The organism is Microbacterium sp. Bi128, from assembly GCF_918698205.1.
Genome location: NZ_CAKKMM010000621.1, coordinates 1 through 2,847 on the forward strand (window position 1 = coordinate 1; position 2,847 = coordinate 2,847).

Sequence of the window (2,847 nt, forward strand, 5' to 3'; positions counted from 1 at the left end):
GTCCGGCGCTGGCATCAGACCTCGGGAAGGGTGCAGATGTGCCCGTCGGCGTCTATGGGGTAACCGCAGAGCGGGCACGTCGGACGCCCGGCGCCCACGATCTCACGGGTGCGCTTGGCGAATGCGCGGGCGGTGCCGACCGGCATGCGCACCAGCAGCATTTCGGGCTCGTTGGCGCCGTCCTCATCAAGCGATTCGTCGTTGTCATCAGCATCAGCATCGACGTCGGTGATGGGGTAGGCCTCAATTACGACCTGGGCCGTGGTTGGGTCCCAACCTAAGCTCATGGCGCCGGTGCGAAACTGCTCCTGAACGGCCTCGAGCTGGTCATTGTCGACAAGTTCAATGGGAGTGCTCGCGGGAATGCTGAAGGGGTTGCCCTCGACGGTGATGAGCTGGTCGAGAATTTCGTCGATCTTCTCCGCGAGCAGAGCCGACTGCTGCTTCTCCAGGGCAATACTCACGATCTGCGTCCCTGCGCGCACCTGCAGGTAGAACGTGCGCGCCCCTGGAAGGCCAATGGTGCCGACGACGATTCGATCAGGCCAGGCAAACTCGTGAACACGTGTAGGCATGTCAGTATTTTAGGCACATGAGGTTCATGGCGCCTTTTGCCCTGCACCGCCGCCCACCGGCGCATCGCCAGAGTGGATGCCGTTCGACAGCCACGACAGGTCACCCGCGTCGGTGTTGGTCGCGTAGACGCTCGGCCAACTGGCGCCGTAGCGCACGATCGATACGGAGGCGGGGCCCACGTTAATACGCTGGAACAGGTCAAGGTGCATGCCGAGCGCGTCGGCGAGGATTGACTTGATGATGTCGCCGTGACTTACTGCCACCCACACGGCCCCTGGCCCGTACTCGGCTTCGAAGGCTGCATCGTGGCGTCGAATCGCTGCCACCGACCGAGCCTGCATCGCGGCCATGGATTCACCGCCGGGAAAGACGACGGCGGACGGTTGCGACTGCACAACCGGCCACAAATCCTCGGTCGCGAGATCACTGAGCGTGCGGCCCTGCCACTGGCCGTAATCGCACTCGGTGAGATCGAGATCGACCGGCGCGTACGGCGTGCCAGCCTGGCGATCGAGGATGAGCTGGGCGGTCTGCTGACAACGCTCAAGAGGGCTCGACACCACCCCGACTGCGGGCACGGCCGCGAGCCGGTCTCCGGTCAGAGTCGCCTGGTCGCGCCCGATCTGGTCCAGGCTGACGCCGACGGCCCGACCGGCCAGCAGTCCAGTGGCATTGGCTGTGGTGCGGCCGTGCCGCACGAGAATAACTGTCGCCATTCACCCAGCCTAACCACCCGGTCGATGGCGGTGTGAACCGTACCGGGTCGCGCGCCGAACAGGCAGATAAAGCCCTGGCGGAACTCTTCAGGCGCGCCGACGCGCTCAAAGCCGCCCAGACGGACTCGGCACGCAGTGAACAGCTCATGGCCGACGCAGCAAAACCGGCAGAACCGGGACAGCCAGAACCCCCGGCCGAAACCGCCCCCCGCATGGAGGACGTCCGGTACCCGCTCCGCGCCGGATCCAGTAGTTCCCGCCCTCTCAGAGCGGGGCGTGTGCTGTGGGTTGTGGCGGACCACGCCGACCCCGCGCCGTGCGCCCAGAACCAGGGCGCGGCACTCTTTGGAGAAGACGGCGGGCGACGCCGCGGCCCGAACTGCCCGCCTCAAACGCCTACTAGATGGCGCTTGCGCCAGCGCAGCGCCCATCTTGGTTTGGAACTGCTCGAACTGCTCGCATGCCTGGCGAAGAGAAGTCCCAATGGACTTCATGTCCGCGACGTAGGAGCGGGTCATAAAGCGTGGGGGAGCGTTTTGACCGTCCGGTGGGGGCATATCCCTAACTGACCCCATGGCTGCACACATCATCGGCTGCGCCCGGGCCACCAACGAACAGGACCTCACCGCCCTCGGCGTACCCGAAGACCTGGCAGCTGTAGCTGTTGAGCCACCTAAGCGGGACAGTTTTGCGGGCGGGGTATACGCGAATCCAAGTTTCCAGTATCTGTATCTGATTTCTCGCAGCGCCAGTGCGGGCGGACGGTGTCGCGGTGGGGGACCGGCTAACGGGCGCGGGTCGCATGGTTGCTGGAGGCCCTAACGACGCGTGCGTAGCCCTGGCCCTTTGGTCTCTCATGCGGTGGGAATCAGGCTAGGTTTCACTCATGGATGTTAAAGCGCGGAAGCCTTGGTTGCGACCAAACGAGTCCAACCCGGGCTGGCATCCCAGTTCGTTGGAGGGTGGGCGGACCATTGGCGTCATCGTCGACGCGGTGGTTACCGTTGTCGTGCTGTGATGCGGATGTCATCGTGAGCGGCTTCCTTGCCTGGGTCGCGGGTTCCGGCATAGTGCAGGGTCTGATCATGGGCCTAACCTTCGCGTACCTGACCACCGTCCTGGTCTTGAACGCCGTGGCGAAGACGGAGACGAAGACCGTCAATGGCTGGAGCGCGATTCGCAATGCTGGCCATCCAGGCAACGGACTACTCGTTCGTGCGGCCTTGCAGAAGGCGCTCCCGGTTGTCAACGTGTTCGAAGAGGCCGCCTACTGGACAACGACCAGCGATGACGCGGGGAAGCGTCTCAGTGGGGAGCATGCGTATCGCCTTCATTTCTCGGTAGGTCAGCTTCCACCGAATGATGCCTTCTGGTCGCTTACCGCGACGGACACCGTCGGCTATATGGTCAACGCCCCAACCGGGCGGGCAAGCGTGAACGACCACTCTGGTCTCGTGACGAACGCCGACGGCACAGTCGACATTCTGCTCCAACCGCATCAGCCATCGGGTGCGGCGCAGAACTGGGTAGCGACACCGCCCGGCCGGTTCAAGCT

At 64.1% G+C, this 2,847-nt stretch carries 3 protein-coding genes; 1 reads left to right on the forward strand and 2 read right to left on the reverse strand.

Features of this window, described 5'->3' with window-relative positions:
* Positions 1 to 14: 14 nt before the first annotated feature.
* Positions 15 to 575 carry a DUF3090 domain-containing protein gene (locus tag LQV45_RS23870; RefSeq protein WP_230009113.1) on the reverse strand — a complete coding sequence of 187 codons (561 nt, stop codon included), beginning with the start codon at positions 573 to 575 and terminating at the stop codon, positions 15 to 17.
* A gap of 24 nt (positions 576 to 599) precedes the next feature.
* On the reverse strand, positions 600 to 1,292 hold the full coding sequence (locus LQV45_RS23875; RefSeq protein ID WP_230009114.1) for a histidine phosphatase family protein: 693 nt from the start codon (positions 1,290 to 1,292) through the stop codon (positions 600 to 602).
* A 1,031-nt stretch (positions 1,293 to 2,323) separates the two neighbouring features.
* Between LQV45_RS23875 and LQV45_RS23880 the strand changes: the two genes are divergently transcribed.
* Positions 2,324 to 2,847 (forward strand): DUF1214 domain-containing protein (locus LQV45_RS23880; RefSeq protein WP_230009115.1); only part of this gene is annotated, 524 nt, incomplete at its 3' end.